Here is a 21500-nt window from a genome sequence, read left to right on the forward strand (position 1 = left end):
TTTATATTATAGGTGCATATCCAAAATGAGCACGCTGCATGGAGAGTATCGTCGGCATGATCGTACAGGAATTAAAACATCCGTGTCTTTAGATCTTGCTGATTCCGAGCTGTCAACTAAAACAAGGGACGTTTCGGTAAGTGGACTATCGCTTCGCAAACCGGCCAATTTTTCGGTTGAACCCGGAAAAGTTGTTAATTTGTCTTTCTCTAACATGCCAAACATTAACGTGCCTGCAAAAATAGTACGCGTGTCCGACAAACAGGTCAGTCTGGAGTTCGACCATTTTCGTTTCAGCACAGGGGATATAGAGGGCATCATCAACACCTCGCCCTGGCATCAAAGACTCCGGGTCAAGCTAAAGCGAACATTTTGGAAAACCACCCGCTACACCGCAACCATGATGACGAATACCATCGCGCGCACGCTACTCATCAAAGCCATCAAACCCAGTTTTCTTTTTGCCGTGTATGGCAATGAAAAGGACACCAGCACTTACTATAGCCCTGCCATGTCCAATTTTATGCCGGATATATTAATCGGTGGCCTCATTAAAAACCGCAACCGCCGCGGCTTGCTGGTTGCTTCCAAGTTTTACGAGCAAGAGCTGGTGGAGAGCCCTGAAAAAGTAAACGCTTATATGCATCAACTGCAGCGTAGTTTTCCGGGCATCAACACCATTGCGCTGGTTGGACGACTGCCCAACTTCGTCATGAAAAGCGGGATAGAAATAGAGCCACCCTATGTGGATGGCTCCATGGGCACCCGCTACATGATCTGGGATGTTGCCTGCCAGATGCGCGGCTTCGCCGAATACCGAAACGAAACGGTCATCGCTGTTCTGGGTGGAGCCGGACGAATCGGTAATCGTGTGTGTGAGGATCTGACCAGAGAGTTCAATACGGTATTGGCTTTTGATCCGCGCTACAGTCACGATGAAGAAATTAATACCCCCATGGGTAAAATAATCAAAACCAGTGACGTAACCCACCTCGCTTCGTGCAAGCTCTATATCGCCCTTATGCATCACGGTGATGTAATCCGGGACTTTCAACATCATATTCCCACCGGAGCCTTGGTGGCGGACGATACTCACCCCTGCATCAGCCTTGAGGTACGTGAGCAAATGTCCGGACTGGGCATTAAGACCCTGAAGATAGTGCTCGCTCATGAAGACTTCTCAATGTGGCCACGCATGCCCGGCTGGAATAACCGGGCCATTCCCGGATGCTTAGTGGAGGCCTTGGTGCTACTGGAACAAGAAGATACCGACGTCACTGACTTTGACGCGTTCAGCAAAACCGCTCTGAAAATCGGTTTCAAGGGGCAATTGATCAAACCGCTGGATGAATAGGCTATTTCAAGTTCAAAGTGATTAATCTACCATGTACTTCCACACGATCAATGAAATGCAGGAAGTTATATGGCCACCAAAAATCGCCTGTCGAATCAAAAAAGTAAAATTACAGTTCGCAACGCAACGCCCCAGGATGCCCTGGAGATCTGCGATTTAAGTACCCGCGTATACAAAAATACCGGTATGTACGGCTATTCGGAGGGGGCCATCACCGGGCAGATCAACCATTTCCCGGATGGCCAGTTCGTTATCACCATTGATAAAAAAATCGTAGGCTACTGCGCTACTTTCCGAATCAGTGAAGAAATCGCCTTAAAGAATCATAATTGGACTGAAATTACCGGAAATGGCTATGCTTCCCGCCATCAACCCGACGGTGACTGGCTGTATGGCATGGAAGTCGCCGTTGATCCGGACTATCGTGGCTACCGTCTGGGACAAAGACTTTACAACGAGCGCAAACAATTGTGCGAGACCCTTGGTCTCAAAGGCATCGTGTTTGGTGGCCGCTTGCCATCCCTTTCCACCCGAATCAAGCGCTTCGGTACGGTCGAAAATTACGTTGAAAGTGTAATTCAGAAAAAACAGCGTGATCAGGTGCTTTCGTTTCAGCTACACAACGGATTCGAAGTCATTGGTATTCTTCCTGAGTATCTCAATGCCGACCATCAGTCTATGGGCTATGCCGTTCATTTAATGTGGCGCAACCCGAAAGTTCCAGCAGAAGATTCCAATAACAACAAGAAAAAATATGGCGGCAGAGTACCGGACTCCATCCGTATCGGAACCGTGCAATATCTTCAGCGCCGGGTTCGCTCATTTGAAGAATTCCTGAAGTTCGTTGAATATTTTGTCGATGTGGTCGCCGATTACAAAGGGGATTTCGTGGTTTTCCCAGAGATGTTCGCCTTACAGCTGCTCTCCATCGAGGATCAGGCCCTTTCCCCAATAGAATCCATTGAAGCACTGACCAAGTACACGCCCCAGTTCAAAGAAGCTCTGCGGGACATGTCCATTCGGTACAACATCAATATTATCGGGGGCTCGCATCCTACCATCATGCCGAACGGCCGGGTGGAGAACATTGCGTATATCTTTTTGCGCGATGGCTCCATTCACGAACAACCTAAAATACACCCGACACCGAACGAAGTGTACTGGTGGAATATTGAAGGAGGGAACACACTCAAAGCCATTGAAACCGATTGCGGGCCTATTGGTGTGCTGGTTTGCTATGATTCCGAGTTTCCTGAACTGACACGCCATTTGACCGATCAGGGCATATCCATTCTTTTTGTACCGTTCTGTACTGACGAACGCCAGAGCTACCTGCGGGTACGGTATTGCTGCCAGGCCAGAGCAGTAGAAAACCAGATATACGTGGTTATGTCAGGCAATGTCGGCAACCTGCCGAACGTGAACAACATGGATATTCAGTACGCCCAAAGCTGTATACTGACGCCCTGCGATTTTCCTTTTGCCCGGGATGGTATTGCTGCTGACACCACCCCCAATGTTGAGATGGTCGCATTTGCCGACTTGAGACCGGAAACACTGATGATGGCTCGCAATAACGGCACTGTTAAAAACCTTATGGACCGGCGTCACGACCTTTACAATATTAACTGGCGTGGCAAATAAGATCCGGCTTTAAATGCCGCTGGAGAAAAGAGCGCAGCCCAAAGCAGCCTGTTATTCAGGTTGCTTTTTTAGCATCACCAGCCGAAACCCTGCGATATCACGAATGTTTTTAAAACGGTTGGCAGAACGGGCAAACGCTTCAGGAAATTTCCAGCTTGATCCCCGCAACACCCGATAGTCACCCTGCGCAGGACCGGCGGGGTCGCGCACATTGGCGAGGTCATATTCCTCGTACCAATCTGAACACATCTCCCACACGTTGCCATGCATATCGTAAACCCCCCAGGGGTTTGGCTTGAAACTGGCAACCGGGCTGGGCCCTTGATGTTTCGCCCCCTGCCTGCAAAAACCAAATGGCATTGACGCATCATAGGCGGCATTGCTTTCCCCCAAACACGAGCCAGTGGAAAACGCGGTGTTGGAGCCCGCCTTTGCAACGTACTCCCACTCAGCCTCAGTGGGCAGCCGATACAAATAGGTGCCATCCCTGGCATTGAGCTTTTCGATAAACTTGTCCACCCAGGCCGGTTTAAGGCGATCTACCGGACAACTGTCACCGCAAGCAGGAAAGCTGGATGGATCACCTTCCATTAACGCCTTCCACTGTTTGCGCGTCACTTCTGTGGTCTGGATATAAAACCCGTTACTGATCTCAACCTGATGGTGCAACTCATCTGCTTCATGCCCCCTTTCCTTTGCTGCGCTTCCCATCCAGAATGAGCCTGGAGGTATGTACACAAATTCCATGTGCAAGGCGTTCACGATATTCGGAGTCGGCTCGGCCTGCGAGTTATGACAAACCCAGCAGACCAAAAATACCATTATATTGAAAGCGAATTTCATAGAATGCGAAAACCGGTAGCAGCATGACGAATGCCGGCCACCGGCAGTCTTTTTACTCTGTTGCGATTATAGCGCTTGCTCGATCAAGTCCGCCAACACACGGGAACCGGCGGCAGTCGGGTGAATCCCGTCTAAGGTGATGTAGCTGCGCTCGTTACCACGGAAAGCGTCTCGCGAATCAATAAATTTAACACCCATCGAAGGATAATTCGCTATTTTATATTCCATGGAAAAATCGTTTAGGGCATTGTTTCCACTGCTGGCGGTTGTGGAGTAATAGCCAAGATACACAATCTCATCGATACCGTCCGCGTGCATGTCCTCAACCAGGCCAGCCATTGTTTCTTCAACTGCGAACAACACTTCCTGACACGCCGGCGTTGGGCCAGTGCCACAATCTGCGCCGTCACCTAACAAGAAGTCATTGCCCCCACCGTTCATGATAACGGTCTCAATACCACTTTTTGACGCTCTGTCGTATTGACTTGGCACTGCATAACGGCTGCTACACAAAATATTGCCGCCGTTCATCTGACAACCACTGCGTGCATGGGTATCAATGTTTTCGTTCAGACTGTCTTCGAGGAAAGAATGTATATCGCCGGACAACGCGAAAATGGAATCACCAACAATCATTTTGGTGGTTGATCCGCCACTGCCGCCGCCAATATCGATAGCGGACGCATTAAACGCAAAGACAGCACTTGCCGATAACACGGCCAATTTACAAAAGTCCATGGAATTTTTTATGCTCATTTCTTTTTTCCTCGTAGCACTTTTCAAAGGTATTTTTTGTCAGGAAGACCAGGCAAAAGAACAGTAATCAATCACTTGATAATTGTCGCAAAATATTGCGACAGTTTACCCGTTAGGCCGACACGAATGACCTGTTAGCCTTACCTGATACAATCACCGAAGAAACAGCTGACACGACGGCTGCAGCGAGTATGAACCCCATAACAACCGAGCACAGATAAGGATGCCGGCTAAACCAGCTGCCGCCGTCCTGTTTGGAATAAGGCATCGACACCAAATACCCTCCACCTTTATGGTATTCGCCTTCATAAAAGAAGCTTCCGTCGGGTAACACTACAGTTGAGGGGCCATTATTGAGGGCATGGATGAGCGGCAGGCGGTTTTCAACCGCACGCAGCGCGCCGGAATGAACATGCTGATAGGGCTGAATAGTTTCACCGAACCACCCATTGCTTGATAGTGTTATCAGGATATAACCCCTGGCATCATCAGGTACGGCGTTCGCGACAAACTCGGGGAACATCACCTCATAACAGATCAGGGGGATCAGGCTGAATTTCTCAGTCTGATATTGCACTCGCCCCGGTCCGGACTCTATTTCCTGGGTAAAATCTCCGAAGAACTGTTCAGCCAGCGCTTTTAATTCAGGGAAATCCCGCGCCAACGGCACGTATTCACCGAACGCCACGCGCTTCATTTTATAGTAGGTTGGCTGGGGTTCACCCGCAGCATTAAGAAACGCCGCGCCATTGCGCAGGATTGACTCTCCTCTCAGATTGGTCTGCTTTTTCTCCATATCCTGAAACAATAGCGGCGTCTTCAATTGCGCGACACTGCCGCGAATCATATCCGCCACACCGGGCTCGTCAAAATAGCGCTTATACCGAGCTTCAGGCCAGACGACCAGCTCTGCACCATTTGCAACCAAGCGTTCTGTCATATCCATTTCCGCCGGGTAAGCCCGGCTATAACCGGGGAACACTTTAGCCCGTCCCGATTCGGGTTTTTCATTCGGCTGCACCAGCCCCACTTGCAGGTGGTCCCATCCGGCGATGGTGTCGCGCCAATAATGCAGCGCCCACGCGCTATACACAAACCAACCCAGAATCAAGCAGCCGGCAGCGCCGTAAATTAGCTTGGTCCTGCCGGTGGAGCGTTGCCCGTCACGCTCAAATAGCGCACTAAACAGCATATAGTTGACCATAGCAATCAGCACATCCAGCCCGCTGACACCCACCACATCTATCGCCTGCAAAGCCAACGTAAAGCGGCTTTGGCTTTCACCCAACTGGCAGGAAAACAGCATCGGGAAATAACCGTAAAAGCACGCAGTAATCACTGAAAACAAAATCAGGGGATGGAATCGGGAATGCAGGCTCAGCCAACGGAACAGCATCGCGATCAGGGCGACCAGCTGCGCACTATAAACCCAAAAAACGATACCCAGTAAAAAGCTCTTGCCGAACGGATAACGCTTAATCAGCACTATAAAATCAACCACCCAGTACGCTGCAAACACATAGCAACTCAGGCCTGCTAAAAAGCCGAACACGTAGCTTTCTTTACATGAGGCATTTTTTAACGCCCACAATAGGGGTACAAAAGCGAACCAGGTCAACATGTAAAGTTGCGAGTCAAAAAATCCGGCACCCAGTAATAAGCCGGATACAATGGACAATACGCATTTAAAGGAAAGTGAAGACGTCATTGCTCGCTAACCGGCTCCGGCGGGTTCCTCGCCGGACTCCTTAAAGCTTTTCTTTAATTTATCGAGCGCCGCTTTTTTCTGCACTTCGGTTAACCCTTCATCGCGCATAATGCGCTGCCGCTCAAAAAGATAATTGGCAAACACCTGCTGACGCCCGAACAATTTACTGGCGTTGGCTTCACCGAAATGCTGTATCCGCAGAGTCTCGGTTTGTGCAAATTTCTCTTTCGATGACAGCTCACTTGCATGCTGAAATTGCTGTTCGTGGAGCGATTTTAAGGCCTCGGTATAATGATAGTATTGCATTAGCAAATCAGGCAGATTCACGGTTTCATTCGGGGGGCAGTTCTTACCCGCAAGAAATTCAATACGCTGTAAAACGTTCTCATCCGGTTGCTGGGGAAAGCGCTCCACAGCCCGACGCAAAACACCCTCAACGTTATCTGAAACCTGTTTCAAACCCGCTGAATCACAATCGAGATGCAGAAGTTCTTTCTCGATTTTTTCGTAATCGAACTGCCAGGCCATGGGATCAATCGCAGGTAGCGGTTCAGCTACGTCCGGTACCGGATCCGACCAGGGTCGAAAGTGCTTTTCACCGCTATTACGATCGGGATCTGAAAACACCCAGGCGACCCCCAGTATCAGCAAAGACCAACCTATACCCTGAGCGAATAAATTCATTTTTTGAATTCTTACCGCAGACGGTGCGAAAGGCTATACCCCACCCAGATTCATATGGGAAATCCGCTCCAGCTCCTGTTGGGTAAAATGGGATCGTGCCAATCGCTGCACCTGTTGTTTAATATCTTGCTGCGACAAACCGGAGTTAATAATTGACTGCTTTTCCTGTTTGAATGTGCTGTAACGGGACGCCCAGTTTTCAATACCATACTGAGCACCTTCGTATTGTTCACGCAGCTCTTCCTGCCGTGCGGCGCGCTCTTCGTCGGATATCGTTTTATCCTTTGCCATAACCATACTTTCCATCATATACCGGGCACTGGCATCCTCCGCGGTGAAAAGTTTATCTGCAACTTCTTTGCCCATATACAATTCCTGCAAAGCGGCTTGCTCGTCCAGCAACGCCCTATGGTCGACCTCGCCTCCGGAAGAGGCCATCAACTCATACATTTCTTTTTTTGCACGCAGATAATCGTTGAAATTCCCGACAATAGTGGCGACCTGCTCCCCCGCTGCACCCGCCAAGCCCATGCGGATTAAACGCTGCAATTCTGTCATTGCGTCGTCATCCAGCAACACACTGCCGGAGCGGAACACTTCATTAAGTGCATTCAGTGCATCCGGGTTAACGACCACATCACCGTACTGGTCAATTTTGACTGTCTTCAATCCGTTTTGAATGCTTTGAATATCGAAAGTCACGTTCAGCTGAGGCTGATCCTCCGCGACTTCACCCACACCTTTTGGGTCCGCCAGGTTTTCCTCAAAGGGTTCCCATTGCCATACATCATCTACGGTTTTGCCGTTATCGGACAGTTTTTCATTATCCCGTTGCGCAACGTCATTCAAAACGACCGTCTCCTCACTGGCCTGACCGGCGGTATCACCTTCAGGTACTAACCAGACAACGGCAATCAATGCCACCAGACAAACAGAAGCAACAAGAATTACGGGTTTTGACGTTAAATTACTCATAGGACAACTCGTGATTTATTTTGTTATTGAGATCATTGTTATGCATTTGTGATCTTAAATGAAAGCGTTTAGTTCCAAACGCAATCCCGAGAAAAAGAATAACGTCCATTTTACGCTCTCCGGTAGCCGTCTGAAACTCCCATTCGCTAAATGAAACAACACCTGCCTGCCAATTGACGGCCAAATACAGTCTAAAAGAGGTCAAACCTAGCCATTTCATAACAATCCTGATTCCCCCACCGTGTAATGATCGGTTCCGAGTTTGCAGTGTTAACTCAGGTTGAAGAGCTGGTAACTGCAATCCGGAACACCCCAATTACCTCCGGTTTTACCCACGGCTCTACCCGCTACTTCCTCCAATAAAAAAGATAATTTCTAAAACAATAAAACTAATATGCTAGAAGGTAGATATATGAAAAAGGTTCGTTTTAACACCGCTGCGGCGGTCTTCACATCAGCACTATTATCATCCCAGGTGTTTGCCATAACCGACGACCCGGTTGATCCCGTTGATCCGGTTGATCCGCCCAGCAGCGGAACCGTACGCGGGCCGGATCCCACGCTAAGTGCACTGGAATCCACCCGTAGTGGCCCCTACTCCGTACGCACTGAAAACGTTTCTAATTTATCGGCCAGCGGATTTGGTGGCGGCACCATCCATTACCCGACGAATGCCGGCGAAAATATGGGCGCGATAGCCGTGATCCCCGGCTACGTTTCCTATGAAAGCTCAATTGAATGGTGGGGACCACGCCTTGCCTCCTGGGGATTTGTGGTCATTACGATTGATACCAACACCATTTATGACCAGCCCGATAGCCGCGCCGATCAACTCAGTGCGGCACTGGATCACCTGATTGACGAAAGCGGAAGCAGCAGCAGCCCTATTTCCGGATTGGTTGATGCAAGCAGGCTGGGCGTCATTGGCTGGTCAATGGGTGGAGGCGGAACTTTGAAGTTGGCCACAGAGCGAAACCTGAAAGCCATTATTCCTCAGGCACCCTGGTACAGTGGTTTCAATTCGTTTGACCGGATTACCACCCCCACCATGATCATCGCCTGCGAATCAGACGCAATTGCACCGGTCGGCCAGCATGCCTCCCCGTTCTATAATGATATTCCAAACTCGACTGCGAAAGCCTTCCTGGAAATCAACGGTGGGTCACACTACTGTGCTAACTCCGGCTATTCGGATGAAGATATTTTGGGTAAATACGGCATTTCGTGGATGAAACGATTTATGGATAACGACACCCGTTACAGCCAGTTTCTGTGCGGTCCAAATCATGAATCTGATCGCAGCATTTCGGAATATCGCGATACCTGTAACTATTAATTGAGTTAGAACTTATAAGTCAGGCTAACCATAAAAGGGCTGCTTTAGCAGTCCTTTTATGTACCTCTATACCGGATTGTGAACCACTTCAATTGACATCAAGGTTTACACCTCCGCGGCCATTTCAAACTGTTTTTCCTAAGTCGATTCTTTTGTATTCCCCTACATTCAGGCGGGCCAAAGTACACAAGGAACAGGACAAACCAAGCTCTTAGCAGACCCGCTGGAGCGGGCTTTCATTCATTATATTGACAGGTGTTGCTGAAAGCATTCACTTCAACTCCGCATTGAGTCAGTCATTTCACCCCTGACGGAGTCATTCCTAAAAAAGTAACAAGCAGAAAAAAAATAAAGGACATCAACATGAAAAAGAAACTGTTAGCCACCACCACTACCCTACTTGCATCTGCGATGCTGTCTGCTTCAGTCTTTGCATTGACGGATCCTCCGGTGGACCCCGTAGACCCGGTTGACCCCACAGACCCGCCAAGTAGCGATAATGTACGCGGACCTGATCCGACTGAAAGCGCACTGGAATCCACCCGAGGCGGTCCCTATTCGGTCCGCACGCAAAATGTATCCAGCTTATCCGCTCGTGGCTTCGGCGGCGGCACCATTCACTATCCGACTAATGCCGGCACGAATATGGGCGCCATTGCAGTAGTTCCCGGCTTCGTATCCTATGAAAACTCGATCGAGTGGTGGGGTTCACGCCTGGCCTCGTGGGGATTCGTGGTGATCACCATCGACACCAATACAACGGTCGATCAGCCCGATAGCCGCGCCGATCAGCTGAGTGCGGCACTGGATCTTCTGGTTTCAGAAAGCAACTCCGGTAGCAGTGCGATTTCCGGCTTGGTGGATCCGAGCCGCCTGGGCGCTATTGGCTGGTCCATGGGTGGTGGTGGCTCTTTGAAGCTGGCCACAGAGCGCAACCTGAAAGCGATCATCCCCCAAGCTCCCTGGTACACCGGGTCCAGCACTTTCCGCCGCCTCACCACACCAACGATGATCATCGCGTGCGAAGCGGACGTCGTTGCACCGGTCGGGCAACACGCATCACCATTCTACAACGCCATTCCAGACTCCACACCAAAAGCGTTTCTGGAAATCAACGGTGGCTCTCACTTCTGTGCTAACTCCGGCTATTCCGACGAAGATCTCTTGGGCAAGTACGGCATTGCCTGGATGAAGCGCTTTATGGATGACGATACCCGTTATAGCCAGTTCCTTTGTGGCCCGAACCATGAATCGAACCGCAACATCTCTGAATACCGGGATACCTGCAACTATTAATTAGTTGCTTGTACTTTCTTTCAGAAGCAAAAAGGGGCTGAATCATCAGCCCCTTTTTTTCATTCGCTTAAATTAACGCGTTCACGTTATTTTTCTACAAATGCCCGCTCGATTACGTAGTGCCCTTGCTCTCCGTGACGGGATTCCTTAAACCCTTTCGCATCCAGAATGCGGCAGGTGTCTTTTAACATACCCGGGCTACCGCAAAGCATAAACCGATCGTGCTGCAGATTGATTTCAGGCAACCCGACATCAGCATAAAGCTGTCCACTTTCCATTAAATCCGTGAGCCGGCCCTGATTACGGAACGCCTCTCGGGTCACAGTAGGATAGTAAATTAGTTTTTCCCGCACCTGATCTCCAAAGAATTCGTTACCCGGTAAATCTTCATTGATAAATTTCTCATACGCCAGATCCTTTTTGTAGCGCACGCCATGGGTCAGAATAATCTTGTCGTAATGCTCATACACTTCCGGATCTTTAATGATACTCATAAATGGAGCCAGTCCGGTGCCGGTACTCAACAAATACAGATTCCGGCCCGGTAATAGGTGATCCACAACCAGCGTACCGGTAGGCTTGGTGCTGACAAACACTTCATCACCGACTTTTAAGTGCTGTAATTTGGAAGTAAGCGGTCCGTCCTGAACTTTTATGCTGAAAAATTCCAGCTCTTCTTCGTAATTAGCACTCGCGATACTGTAAGCCCGCAGCAACGGTCGACCTTCGTTTTCCAGACCAATCATGGTGAAGTGCCCGTTCTTGAAACGGAAACCGGGATCACGACTGGTGGTGAAACTAAATAGACTATCCGTCCAATGGTGTACGCTGGTGACCCGCTCTGTGATTAAGTTTGCCATTGCCTCTACTCCCGATCCTGAACAATTGCGCCTACTATAGACTTAACGCCACATATAGGTAAAATGACTTAATCAGATATAATTAATCGGCATTTCCGATATGAAGTTTACACTGCGTCAACTCCAGGTCTTCTTGGCCACCGCCCATTTTGAGAATATTTCCAAGGCTGCCAATAGCTTATCAATGTCGCAATCCGCTGCCAGCAGTTCGCTAGCTGACCTGGAGAATCAATTCGATATCAAATTATTTGATCGAAAGGGAAAAAAGTTGCAATTAAATGCTCTCGGCTATGCCTTACGGCCTCAGGCCGAAGCCCTGATTCAACGAGCGGAAGAGCTTGACCAGGCCTTGCACCAGCATTCCGCAAGCGGACATTTGAAAGTCGGGGCAACACTTACCATTGGTAACTATCTTGCCATTCACATCATGAGCCGATTTCTGCAGGAAAATCCCCACGCCAAGGTGGAACTCGACGTCGCCAACACCTCCAAAATCGCGCAGAAGGTACGCAACTTCGAACTTGATCTTGGGTTAATAGAAGGCGAATTAGTCGATGACGAGCTTGAGGTCATCCCCTGGATGGAAGACGAGCTGGTGGTGTTCTGCTCTCCCCAACACCCCCTGGCCGGCAGTAGCGCACTGAGCGACAAGCAGATATTGTCAGCCAACTGGATTCTCAGGGAAGCCGGTTCGGGAACCCGGCAAACGTTCGATTGGGCCATGCACGGCATACTGTCTCAGCTCACCATCCAGCTGGAACTGCAACACACGGAAGCGATAAAACGGGCGGTGGAAGCTGGCCTGGGAATCGGCTGCTTATCGAGAGTGGCATTGGAGGACGCCTTCCGGCGCGGCAGCTTGATCCCGCTGCACCTGCCACGACGCAATCTGAAGCGCCATTTCTATTTCATTCTGCACAAACAGAAGTACCGCAATGCCGGTATTCACCAATGGCTGAATCTATGCAAAGCACTGTTTCACTAGGCCCCATTTCCTGCAATCTCTTTACCCCTTTTTAACAGTGCTTTGACCTTATACATTTCCTCATCGGCCAATTTAATCCAGTGATTGGCTCCCTGTACATCACTACCGTCCAGCGAACAGGCACCACAAGCGAAACCGATGGTGACCCACTCCTTCCCATCCATTTCCACCTGCGGCAAGGTAGCCTGCAATTTGGAAATGAAATGTGTGGCTTTGTCCGCGTTGGTTTCGCGCAATAAGACCAGGAATTCGTCGCCGGCGTAACGATAAAATCCATCGGTTTCACGGATGTTAGAGCGCATGAAGCGGGCGAATTCAATTAATAATTGGTCGCCTCCTTCATGGCCAAAGCGATCATTTACTGACTTGAACTCGTTTAGATCGATGAATATCAGTGTAGAGTCGCTGCCATAACGCCGATGTAATGCAATGCACTCTTCAAAATCCGTCAATGCATATTGCCGCCTCACAGCCATGGTCAGCGGATCAAATTTTGCTAATTGCTCCAGGTGTCGATTGGTCTTCTCCAGCTTTTCAATCGCAACCTTTTCGCTGGTGACATCCCGCGCCAGCCCCACAAGATATAAAATCGCACCGTTTGCGCCTCGCACCGGATTGCCTTCGTCGTGAATGTGATGCACTTTGCCGTCAGAAGCCTTAATCCGATATTCTACATCCCAATTGCCATGGCGGTGATTATCGAGTTCTTTGATCACCCTAGGCTTATCTTCTTCCACAATCGCATCAAGAAACGCCGCCGGTTTGCTTTTCAAACTTTCAACCGGGATACCCCATAGCTTTTCAAAATATTCGCTGGCAAATAGGACTTTTTCCATTCCTGGGGTCGCCATCCACACCACACCTTTCACGTGGTTGGCAATCGTTTTGAATTTCGCTTCCGATTCCAGCAGATCCGCTTCAAATTGTTTGCGCTGGGAAATGTCCTCAATAATGCTGATCAGGTACTCCGGCTTACCCAGGCTATCCCGGTACAAAGTGGTGGTCAGGTTCGACCAAATGATCTCTCCATTCTTATGTTGGTAACGTTTTTCCATGCGGAAATGGTCAGAGTCATTGCTCTGAAAACGCCCCATCACATATTTACTCACATCAACATCTTCTTTATAGGTCACATCGGTAATATGCTTCGATTCCAGCTCGTAACGTGAGTAGCCAAAAATCTCCTCCATCTTTTTGTTCACTTTCAGAAATCGGCCTTCCAACGACACCTGAGCAATACCAATGGGGGCCATTTCGAACGTCGCCCGAAAACGTTGTTCGATTTGCTCGGCTTTAAGCCGCAGATGGGTCACGTTAGACACATCGAGCAGATTCGCTACCGCAAACTTCTGACCTTCTACTTCGTATAGACCAACCTGCACTTCAACTTCTTTTTTCACCCCGTTCGGCGTCTGCAGCAATACCGGATTCACCCTGGTCCGGCTAGCCTGAGAGCGGAAAAATGCATCTCGCTTTGAGATATCCGCCAAGTCAATTTCAGGCGGAATAAAGTCGTCAATACTGCGACCGATCAATTGTTCCTTGGCGGTTTCGAATATGCTCTCCGAACCCCGGTTAGCAACCACAATCTCGCCATTTTCTGATACCACCAGTATCGGATTCGGAGCAGCATCCAGCAGTTTCTGCTTCGATGCAAGCTGATCTATTTCTTTACGGGAAATCCAGGAACGGGCTGCGATATACCAGCCGATAAGGCATAACACGATGGCGACCAGCATGGTGGCCATCGCCACCGTCAGAAGCTGGTTACGGACGTCACTTTGATCCCGTTTAATCTGATGGAGCAAGCGGGCAGCATTGGTTTGTAACTGGCTGATCAGTTGAGACAAGGCTTCCGATGCAGCACGATCATCAACCCGAACGCGCTTGTCAATTTCGCTAACCCCCAAGCCCTGACTGCGATACTGCCTCACAAGCTCCAGGTTAGCTTCATATTCGTAAACTGTGTCTTGTATTTGTTCGAAAAACGCCTGCAGAACAGGATCGGTATCGCGGTTTAAACCGGATTTCAGTAACCGGTCCAAACGCTGAAAACTGGCTGCTGTCGCTTGGTAATATTCTTCATCACCACGCAGCAGATAGTTTTTAAAATTATGGATAAAACCGTTGTACCCTAGCTCTCTGATAACATGGGAGATCAGCATCTGGGAATCCAATGCCTGCCCCAAATCATCAGATAGGGCATCATATTCTTCGTCAAGATTGCTCATCAGAGAAATCAAGCCCAGCAAAAGAACACTCAGCACCACAGATATTAATATGTTTCTACCGAAGTTCACGAATCGATTCTTCCATCAGCGCCTGAAGCACGAAACTGCTAAATTGTATCTTAAGGTATGGTAAGAAGCACCTTGATACTACTTGAATTATTGGCCTTCTGCAGCGCAGCAAGTTCAACGTATCCGATCATATTCGGATTGGAGGCGATGAACTCAAGCACTTCCGAATCTCCGGTAACGGCAAACGGTGGTTGCCCTCTTCCGGTAAAAATCAGACGAGACCAATAAGAATTTAATTGCGAAACCGACTTACGCACCACTTTATCGTAGAACTGCTGCCGGACATCCCCGTCACCATCCTGGTCTAACGGCACGACCTTGGTGCCGTCCGGCAAGCGTTGGCTTTTCCCGAGAAATATGTCAGCCACTTCGTTCGACGAGATGCTTTCAACTCCGTTGTTACTATTCACTATGATTACCAGCTCCGGATTTGCAGCGAACGCTGAGCGGACACCAAAAACCACAACTGCAATCAACACCCCTGTTAGATACGTTTTCATACGAATTACCTCAGTTAAGCCTCATTGACCCCACACTGTTTTCTACAACAATTATTAAGCCGAGTTTCCGACTCGCGGACTTGCCGGGGTGTCACCATGGACTACCACACGGTTGCGCCCGCTCTGTTTGGCCTGGAACAAACAGCGATCCGCCCTTTCAAATACATCGAATACCGAATCACTACGCTCAGCTTGTTGTGCCACGCCAATGCTCACAGTGAACGTCAACTCCTGTCCCTGAAAGTCAAAACGCTCTTTACTCCAGGCGCTACAAATACGATCTGCTATGATTTTTCCACACTCCAGTTCTGCCGACACCAGCAAAACACAGAGCTCTTCGCCGCCGATTCGCCCCACAATATCCTCTTCACGCACAGCTAATCTGGTGGTAATTGCCATGCGTTTTAGCAAATTGTCACTGAAGTCATGGCCATATCGATCGTTAATACTGAGGAAGGAATCGATATCCAACATAAGAAGCACGAAGGGTTGTCCATAACGCAAAGCACGCCGGGATTCTTTTTGAGCATTTTCGAAAAAACTGCGTCGATTCAGCAAACCGGTCAAGGAATCCAATGTTGCCAATCGCTCCAACTCCTGTTGAATCAACTTGCGTTCGGAGATGTTCGCGATGGAAAGAAATACAGACTGCGAGCCACCGAAGTCCATTTTGTTCGCTGCAACCAGCGCCCAGAATGAATTACCGGCTCCGTCTTTCATCACCAGCTCGGTTTCCAGCAAATCGTTTTGATGTTCCAGCAATTCCAGTAATTCGGTTCGGCCTTCAGGTTCATTCCATAGCGCTCGCGTATCCAGCTCGGAAAAATCGGTGTACTGTTCTAAACCGAACAAATCACTCGCTCCCTGGTTGGAGTACAAAACAGGATAGTTATTTCCTGATTCTAATATCAAAATCGGATAAGGAACCGCGTCCAGAATCGAATGCAGTTTCTGCTCATTTTTCTGTAACGCCATCTCGATCAACTTGCGATCAGTAATATCCTGTAAAGTGCCGGTCTCCCTAACCGGGCTCTGACCTTTATCCACAAACACCTGCCCGGCCAGGCGCAGGTATTTCTCACGTCCATCCGGACACAACACCCGGTGGTCGCACTGATAACTGCCACCCTTAAAATAAGCCGACGCAATGGTTTCAGTGACGAGATCCACATCATCCGGATGCACCAACCGTTCATAATGTTGCAAAATGTCAGAATTCCGGGGTACACCTAATAGCGCTAGCGCTTCCGCAGACCAGAACGTCTCCCCAGTTTCAAAATCACGCTCCCAACTACCGATACGCGCGATACTTTGCGCTTCTTTCAGACGTACGGTCATTTTCTCGAACTGCCGCTCCCTGGCTTCCAACTGTCGGCGCGCGGCCAGATAAAACCAGACAGCAGCACAGAAACCCAGCAACAATAAACTGCCAACGAGCCAGACCAATAAGGAATAGCTATTGGCCGCGGGCTCCCCATATTCATATAAAATTTCGATATTGCTCTGAGCGCGAACACCAAAACACACCAGCACACTGATGCCGGGGATCAGTGTGTGTAGAATTACGTGCAAAATCGGCTTTAAGCAGCCTGCAACCGCGATCCCGGGGAAAAAACGCAAATAACGCTCCTTGATTGCATCTGGACATGAGTTCCGGTGTTACCTCAGTATAGACAAGGCTGCGGGAGAACGACGGGGAGAACTGCAAAATGCCTTTGTTTCTATTATGCTTATGCCATGCTACCCACTGACCCTATGTACGATTTCGCAATCACGTGACTCTAACCTAGCTCAACGCAACCAATTAAACCGGAACCTGAATGAAGATATCCAACAGTCTGCTGTGTGTACTGCTGTTTATATCAGCCCATATCCAGCCTCTATTCGCGAATGAGATGGATCCTGAGGAACCTGCTCCGTTGCCGGTTGAGGCGCATGTTCCTATCAACAAGACGGAACAAAGCGATCTCACCGTAGACAACACCGACAATAACGGCGCGGGCGAGGAAGACAACGACCAAGACAACACAGTCGATGAGGATATTGCGCAACCCATTAATTTACTCAATAGTACCGTTGCCCCCGGCACCTTCCGGACTTTGCACTGGTCTCCGGGATTATCCATGAGTAGCCTGAATACACCTGTTCCGGTACTGGTGGCTCACGGCGCACATATTGGGCCAGTAATGTGCCTAACCTCCGCCATTCACGGAGATGAGCTCAATGGTATCGAAATTGTCCGCCGTGTCTTGCACAAAATTGAACCAGAAAACCTGAACGGCACAGTCATCGGGATGCCAATTGTTAATCTAGACGGATTCCGCCGCGCTTCCCGATACATGAGTGACCGCCGTGATCTCAACCGCTATTTTCCTGGCAACCCCAACGGCAGCTATGCCTCCCGCGTTGCCCAATCGCTATTTCATAAAGTGATCCTGAACTGCGATTATCTGGTTGATATTCATACTGGCTCATTCTTGCGTACCAACCTGACCCAACTACGAGGCGACTTGAATAATCCGGGCATTCTTGAGTTCAGCAGACACTTTGGAGGCATGAGCGTGCTGCATCACAGCGGTGGCAGCGGCACCTTACGCAGAGCGGCTTCTGATTCAGGCATTCCTGCGGTTACCATGGAAACCGGAGGGCCTCATGCGCTGGATAAAAAAGCCGTGGATGACGGATCGAAAGGCGTCCAAAACATGCTGCACAACTTAGGCATGTACCAAACGGTACGTCTGTGGTTAATTCCACAACCGGTGTTTTACCACTCCACCTGGGTTCGATCACAACAGGGCGGAATTATGTTATCCAAAGTGGATCTGGATCAGAAGGTTTCGAAAGGACAGATTTTAGGCAGAGTGGTTGATCCAATTACCAACACCAGCAGCGATATTGTATCGCCTCTCAATGGCATCGTACTGGGAAAAGCCTTTGACCAGGTCGTCAGCCCCGGTTTCGCGACCTTTCATATCGGCATCATTACCACCGAAGACCAGTTAACTACCCCCATTCCGGTTCAGGTGGATGAACCCGCGCTACAAACGCCACCAGAGCCGAAGGTAGAAGTCCCCATGTCACCGTCGGAAACCGCCGATCAGCTACAGGACATGGGGAGCTAGACCGTGGGTAGCGCCCTACTTATTCAGCAAGAACTCCACCACATCGAACAGTTCTTCATTTGAACCCGCCATTGACACGCTGGTCTGATACTGGCCATTGACCACGATGGCCGGCACACCTTTTACCTGGTGCACGACAAATTCTTCCGATGCTTTGATCAGGTTTTGTTTCACCTGTTCGCTTTTCCAGGCTTTATCAAACGCATTGGTATCGACCCCAAGGTCACCAGCAAACTGCAGCGCTTCTGCCTCCCCGGGTATCGTCTTTTTCTGGGTGTGTAAATAATCGAACACCTTGGGCGTGAGCTCTTTTTCTTTGCCGACTTCGGCAAGAGAATAGTAAAGCTGGGCCAGAACATAAAACGACTTGTTCCAGATCGCGGGCACCCGCTTAAAGGTTATCCCTTCAGGCATATCTGTTAACCAAGCCTCCAACACCGGCTCGAGATGATTACAATGGGGGCAACCGTAACTGAAATATTCCACCACGGTTTTTTCCTGACGCGGCGCTTTTTCAATCTTCTTATAATGCACCCCTTCCACGAAACGCTCCATGCTGAACGCCTGAGCCTGTGACGACAAACTCAACACCATCCCAGCCAGCATGACTAGAGAGAACACCTGTTTTACTAATTTCATTTTTTTATCCCGTTTTAGCCTTGATCCGCTTAAAGTGAATTTTCCGGCACCGAGCCGGCTTGTCGTGTCAGAAGCTAGCATACCAGCCTCATTCGGGGCACCCCCAACAACATGATATCTGTGACATTTTTCCCGCCCTCTCTATCCCTTTGTGCAGCGATTCAATGTTCCGCGGGAAGCAACCTATACTAAAAAGTAGGTTATCAGTGTCTGTTGACGTTATCAGGCGCTTATTTGATACAAGGTGGTCTATGTTCAAGTTGCTTAAATCAACGCAAAAGTTTGTCGGACGCATCCTCCACAACCATCAGCATATCCGCAGCGATCTGGCATTAGCCGTAAAAAATGCCTGGACTCTACCGTATCTCGCCAGCCCCTGGAATGCAGAAGCGCTAACCCAATCCGAGTTGCACCCCGCCAGCTACAACAACTGGGGGGACGTCATCAACCTGAGCCTTCAATCCCTGGTGCCGTTAGAGCGTCGAACCTACAGCCCGGGCACACTGGCCTGTTATCCGGAACACTACGCCGCCAGCGCCAACCGTGAAAAATGGTTTTTTATCAATGGCATATGCACCTCGCCACCGATCGCCATCCTAAATGGGTTGGAATTGGCAAAGGCATTCCACCGCCCGATCCACCTGATACACACTCCCACCTACGGTGCAGTTTGGGACTTATGGGACTCCGTAACCGCCAGAACCCTGCGCAAAGACGGCAAGCTATCCCGCCCTGCCTACGATGTGGTTAAGCAAGCCCTGCTAAGTCATGAAAAAGTGGTTTTGGTCGGGCATTCCCAGGGCACCATTATCAGCAGCTATATTGCTCGCAAATTACTTAAAGATAAGCGTTATCGACACCTGGCTACCAAACTCGAGGTGTATTGTATTGCGGGGGTCGCTGACAGCTTTAAAATCGACGCGGAACTTAGTGAACACTTTGGCCGCGGTGTTCCTTATGTAGAACATTTCGCCAACGGCTTGGATTTCTTCTGCCGAATCGGCGTGTTAGCACACCTGGAGCACACCGCAGGTGAAGTATTCACCCTGCCGGAGCGCAAAGGACATCTACTCAACGACCACTATATTCCCGGTATTTGGCGCGGGGAATACTGTAATCGCAAATCGCGTTTTTTTAAATATATAGATGGCCATACACCGACGTCATCGGATTTTGTGCCCCACAATTATGAGCAATCGTTGGTGTCCCACCCGGATCAACCCTCATTGCGAATAATCAGAGACGCCTGACCTTTCGCGAGCCGTCTAATCATCGCAAATAAATTTTTCCAGTTCCGCCGCTTTCGCCATGCCATCGTGATAACCCAGCGCGATCAGTTCCCGGCAAAAAGCACGCTCGAATAGGAGGTAACTGAGAATACTCGAACCGGAGGTACGGGTCGCACCAATGCCGTGCAGAAAGACACGGATGCTGAGCGGCAAAACATGCAGATACTTAGCAGCAATGCGATCCAGTCCCTGGGAAGGAGAAATAACCAGGTTCTCAATCGGGTTCAATGGAATCGCCGTTTTTTTGCGCACTGATTCCGGCAACACCTTGAGCATGTCGTTGATTCGTTCCAGCCTTTCCACATCGTATTCCAGACTGTCCAGAAACACGCTATTCATTAGATGCCCGGTTATAGTTGCCATGGAAGGGTATTCCGCGCCGGATTTTTTTAGCTGTGGCGCAGAGCGGTTGCCGCTCACTCCAACCACTAACACCTTTCGGGCACCCAAATGCAAGGCAGGGCTAATCGGAGCCAACTGGCGTACAGCTCCATCACCAAAATACTCGCGGTTAATACGCACCGCCGGAAAGACAACAGGGATGGCAGAGGACGCCATCAAGTGCTCTACACCGAGATGGGTGCGCATGCCGACGCGCTGGAAACGCTTCCAGGCACTGATATCGGCCGAGCCTTGAAAGAAAGCGACGGAATGGCCCGAACTGTAGCCGGATGCGGTCACGGCGATCGCGCGCAAATGGCCATCATCAATGGCCTGCTCAATATGTTCAAACTTGATCAGCTGCTTCAGTAACTTGCCGAGGGGCTTATTGTCCAATAAAGACGCTTCGCTTCGGGAACCCAACACCACACTCAATGCCCAGCGCAACCCATGACTGAAAACCCCCACTGGATCCGAACGATAGACCTGGGCCGGGTGAAATGAGCGCCAAACATTTTCGATGTTATAAACCGCATTACGAAAATTATCGGCGCCGGCCGCAAGAGCGGTGGCATTGATTGCGCCGGCAGAGGTACCACAAATGATACCGAACGGGTTGCGGGTGGATTCCGGCATGATGTCTGCGATCGCCTTTAATACCCCAACCTGATACGCTGCCCTCGCGCCCCCGCCGGAGAGCACTAATGCGCTATCCAGATGTGTGGTTGTACTGTTTATTTTGCGCATTACCTTATAATTTCCTGACTGCTTATATTTACTTTAGCACTTTGCCGCCCGCCGATAGACTCTGCTTGGCCCGATTCCAAA

The 21500-nt window shown here is 49.7% G+C and carries 18 protein-coding genes; 7 read left to right on the forward strand and 11 right to left on the reverse strand.

From position 1 onward, the window contains the following. The first annotated feature begins 25 nt into the window (after positions 1-25). Positions 26-1354 carry a PilZ domain-containing protein gene (locus FT643_RS13045; RefSeq protein ID WP_156871842.1) on the forward strand — a complete coding sequence of 443 codons (1329 nt, stop codon included), beginning with the start codon at positions 26-28 and terminating at the stop codon, positions 1352-1354. Positions 1355-1423: 69 nt separating this feature from the next. After that, positions 1424-2998 (forward strand): bifunctional GNAT family N-acetyltransferase/carbon-nitrogen hydrolase family protein, encoded by a 1575-nt coding sequence (locus FT643_RS13050; RefSeq protein ID WP_156871843.1) that lies wholly within the window; start codon positions 1424-1426, stop codon positions 2996-2998. A gap of 51 nt (positions 2999-3049) precedes the next feature. On the opposite strand, the gene FT643_RS13055 is transcribed toward FT643_RS13050, so the two are convergent. From FT643_RS13055 to FT643_RS13075, 5 genes are all read right to left on the reverse strand, one after another. Next, a complete protein-coding gene (locus FT643_RS13055; protein ID WP_156871844.1) occupies positions 3050-3841 on the reverse strand; it encodes a formylglycine-generating enzyme family protein in 792 nt (263 codons plus the stop codon). 66 nt (positions 3842-3907) lie between these two features. Further along, entirely contained in the window at positions 3908-4597 is a 690-nt protein-coding gene (locus FT643_RS13060; protein WP_156871845.1) for an SGNH/GDSL hydrolase family protein, read from the reverse strand. A gap of 112 nt (positions 4598-4709) precedes the next feature. Further along, positions 4710-6305: an apolipoprotein N-acyltransferase gene (lnt, locus tag FT643_RS13065; RefSeq protein WP_156871846.1), complete on the reverse strand. Its 1596-nt coding sequence runs from the start codon at positions 6303-6305 to the stop codon at positions 4710-4712. A 6-nt stretch (positions 6306-6311) separates the two neighbouring features. Next, positions 6312-6989, reverse strand: a complete 678-nt coding sequence (locus FT643_RS13070) for a lipase secretion chaperone (RefSeq protein WP_156871847.1) — start codon at positions 6987-6989, stop codon at positions 6312-6314. Positions 6990-7022: 33 nt separating this feature from the next. After that, the gene (locus tag FT643_RS13075; RefSeq protein ID WP_156871848.1) at positions 7023-7964 is read right to left on the reverse strand and encodes a lipase secretion chaperone; all 942 of its coding nucleotides are present in this window, start codon (positions 7962-7964) and stop codon (positions 7023-7025) included. 412 nt (positions 7965-8376) lie between these two features. On the opposite strand from FT643_RS13075, the gene FT643_RS13080 reads away from it, so the two are divergent. Further along, positions 8377-9300 carry an alpha/beta hydrolase family protein gene (locus FT643_RS13080; protein WP_198043520.1) on the forward strand — a complete coding sequence of 308 codons (924 nt, stop codon included), beginning with the start codon at positions 8377-8379 and terminating at the stop codon, positions 9298-9300. Between the two features lie 363 nt (positions 9301-9663). After that, a complete protein-coding gene (locus FT643_RS13085) occupies positions 9664-10596 on the forward strand; it encodes an alpha/beta hydrolase family protein (RefSeq protein WP_156871850.1) in 933 nt (310 codons plus the stop codon). 86 nt (positions 10597-10682) lie between these two features. Here FT643_RS13085 and FT643_RS13090 read toward each other — a convergent pair whose 3' ends face one another. After that, complete coding sequence (locus FT643_RS13090) at positions 10683-11456, reverse strand: ferredoxin--NADP reductase (protein ID WP_156871851.1); 774 nt, start codon at positions 11454-11456, stop codon at positions 10683-10685. Positions 11457-11556: 100 nt separating this feature from the next. On the opposite strand from FT643_RS13090, the gene FT643_RS13095 reads away from it, so the two are divergent. Then, a complete protein-coding gene (locus tag FT643_RS13095) occupies positions 11557-12441 on the forward strand; it encodes a LysR family transcriptional regulator (RefSeq protein WP_156871852.1) in 885 nt (294 codons plus the stop codon). On the opposite strand, the gene FT643_RS13100 is transcribed toward FT643_RS13095, so the two are convergent. The 3 genes from FT643_RS13100 to FT643_RS13110 are packed head-to-tail and all read right to left on the reverse strand — an operon-like array spanning position 12438 to position 16861. After that, a complete protein-coding gene (locus tag FT643_RS13100; protein WP_198043521.1) occupies positions 12438-14741 on the reverse strand; it encodes a PAS domain S-box protein in 2304 nt (767 codons plus the stop codon). The genes FT643_RS13095 and FT643_RS13100 overlap by 4 nt on opposite strands. 50 nt (positions 14742-14791) lie before the next feature. Next, positions 14792-15241, reverse strand: a complete 450-nt coding sequence (locus tag FT643_RS13105) for a substrate-binding domain-containing protein (RefSeq protein WP_156871854.1) — start codon at positions 15239-15241, stop codon at positions 14792-14794. Between the two features lie 54 nt (positions 15242-15295). After that, on the reverse strand, positions 15296-16861 hold the full coding sequence (locus FT643_RS13110) for a sensor domain-containing diguanylate cyclase (protein ID WP_156871855.1): 1566 nt from the start codon (positions 16859-16861) through the stop codon (positions 15296-15298). A gap of 200 nt (positions 16862-17061) precedes the next feature. Here FT643_RS13110 and FT643_RS13115 point away from each other — a divergent pair, with 200 nt between their 5' ends. Continuing rightward, positions 17062-18363, forward strand: a complete 1302-nt coding sequence (locus tag FT643_RS13115) for a succinylglutamate desuccinylase/aspartoacylase family protein (RefSeq protein WP_232340182.1) — start codon at positions 17062-17064, stop codon at positions 18361-18363. A gap of 15 nt (positions 18364-18378) precedes the next feature. Here FT643_RS13115 and FT643_RS13120 read toward each other — a convergent pair whose 3' ends face one another. Then, positions 18379-19002: a thiol:disulfide interchange protein DsbA/DsbL gene (locus FT643_RS13120; protein WP_198043522.1), complete on the reverse strand. Its 624-nt coding sequence runs from the start codon at positions 19000-19002 to the stop codon at positions 18379-18381. Between the two features lie 251 nt (positions 19003-19253). Here FT643_RS13120 and FT643_RS13125 point away from each other — a divergent pair, with 251 nt between their 5' ends. Further along, a complete protein-coding gene (locus FT643_RS13125) occupies positions 19254-20252 on the forward strand; it encodes a hypothetical protein (protein ID WP_198043523.1) in 999 nt (332 codons plus the stop codon). A gap of 15 nt (positions 20253-20267) precedes the next feature. Here FT643_RS13125 and FT643_RS13130 read toward each other — a convergent pair whose 3' ends face one another. Further along, positions 20268-21419: a patatin-like phospholipase family protein gene (locus FT643_RS13130; RefSeq protein ID WP_156871857.1), complete on the reverse strand. Its 1152-nt coding sequence runs from the start codon at positions 21417-21419 to the stop codon at positions 20268-20270. Between the last annotated feature and the right edge of the window lie 81 nt (positions 21420-21500).

The organism is Ketobacter sp. MCCC 1A13808 (assembly GCF_009746715.1).
In the GTDB taxonomy this organism is placed as follows: domain Bacteria; phylum Pseudomonadota; class Gammaproteobacteria; order Pseudomonadales; family Ketobacteraceae; genus Ketobacter.

What these genes read in the sequence shown, in the direction of transcription:
- FT643_RS13130 (WP_156871857.1), bottom strand. Translation starts at nt 21,419, where the DNA reads ATGCGCAAAATAAACAGTACAACCACACATCTGGATAGCGCATTAGTG.
- FT643_RS13085 (WP_156871850.1), top strand. Translation starts at nt 9,664, where the DNA reads ATGAAAAAGAAACTGTTAGCCACCACCACTACCCTACTTGCATCTGCG.
- FT643_RS13120 (WP_198043522.1), bottom strand. Translation starts at nt 19,002, where the DNA reads ATGAAATTAGTAAAACAGGTGTTCTCTCTAGTCATGCTGGCTGGGATG.
- FT643_RS13105 (WP_156871854.1), bottom strand. Translation starts at nt 15,241, where the DNA reads ATGAAAACGTATCTAACAGGGGTGTTGATTGCAGTTGTGGTTTTTGGT.
- FT643_RS13050 (WP_156871843.1), top strand. Translation starts at nt 1,424, where the DNA reads ATGGCCACCAAAAATCGCCTGTCGAATCAAAAAAGTAAAATTACAGTT.
- FT643_RS13045 (WP_156871842.1), top strand. Translation starts at nt 26, where the DNA reads ATGAGCACGCTGCATGGAGAGTATCGTCGGCATGATCGTACAGGAATT.
- FT643_RS13090 (WP_156871851.1), bottom strand. Translation starts at nt 11,456, where the DNA reads ATGGCAAACTTAATCACAGAGCGGGTCACCAGCGTACACCATTGGACG.
- FT643_RS13070 (WP_156871847.1), bottom strand. Translation starts at nt 6,989, where the DNA reads ATGAATTTATTCGCTCAGGGTATAGGTTGGTCTTTGCTGATACTGGGG.
- lnt (WP_156871846.1), bottom strand. Translation starts at nt 6,305, where the DNA reads ATGACGTCTTCACTTTCCTTTAAATGCGTATTGTCCATTGTATCCGGC.
- FT643_RS13075 (WP_156871848.1), bottom strand. Translation starts at nt 7,964, where the DNA reads ATGAGTAATTTAACGTCAAAACCCGTAATTCTTGTTGCTTCTGTTTGT.
- FT643_RS13060 (WP_156871845.1), bottom strand. Translation starts at nt 4,597, where the DNA reads ATGAGCATAAAAAATTCCATGGACTTTTGTAAATTGGCCGTGTTATCG.
- FT643_RS13125 (WP_198043523.1), top strand. Translation starts at nt 19,254, where the DNA reads ATGTTCAAGTTGCTTAAATCAACGCAAAAGTTTGTCGGACGCATCCTC.
- FT643_RS13115 (WP_232340182.1), top strand. Translation starts at nt 17,062, where the DNA reads ATGAAGATATCCAACAGTCTGCTGTGTGTACTGCTGTTTATATCAGCC.
- FT643_RS13055 (WP_156871844.1), bottom strand. Translation starts at nt 3,841, where the DNA reads ATGAAATTCGCTTTCAATATAATGGTATTTTTGGTCTGCTGGGTTTGT.
- FT643_RS13080 (WP_198043520.1), top strand. Translation starts at nt 8,377, where the DNA reads ATGAAAAAGGTTCGTTTTAACACCGCTGCGGCGGTCTTCACATCAGCA.
- FT643_RS13095 (WP_156871852.1), top strand. Translation starts at nt 11,557, where the DNA reads ATGAAGTTTACACTGCGTCAACTCCAGGTCTTCTTGGCCACCGCCCAT.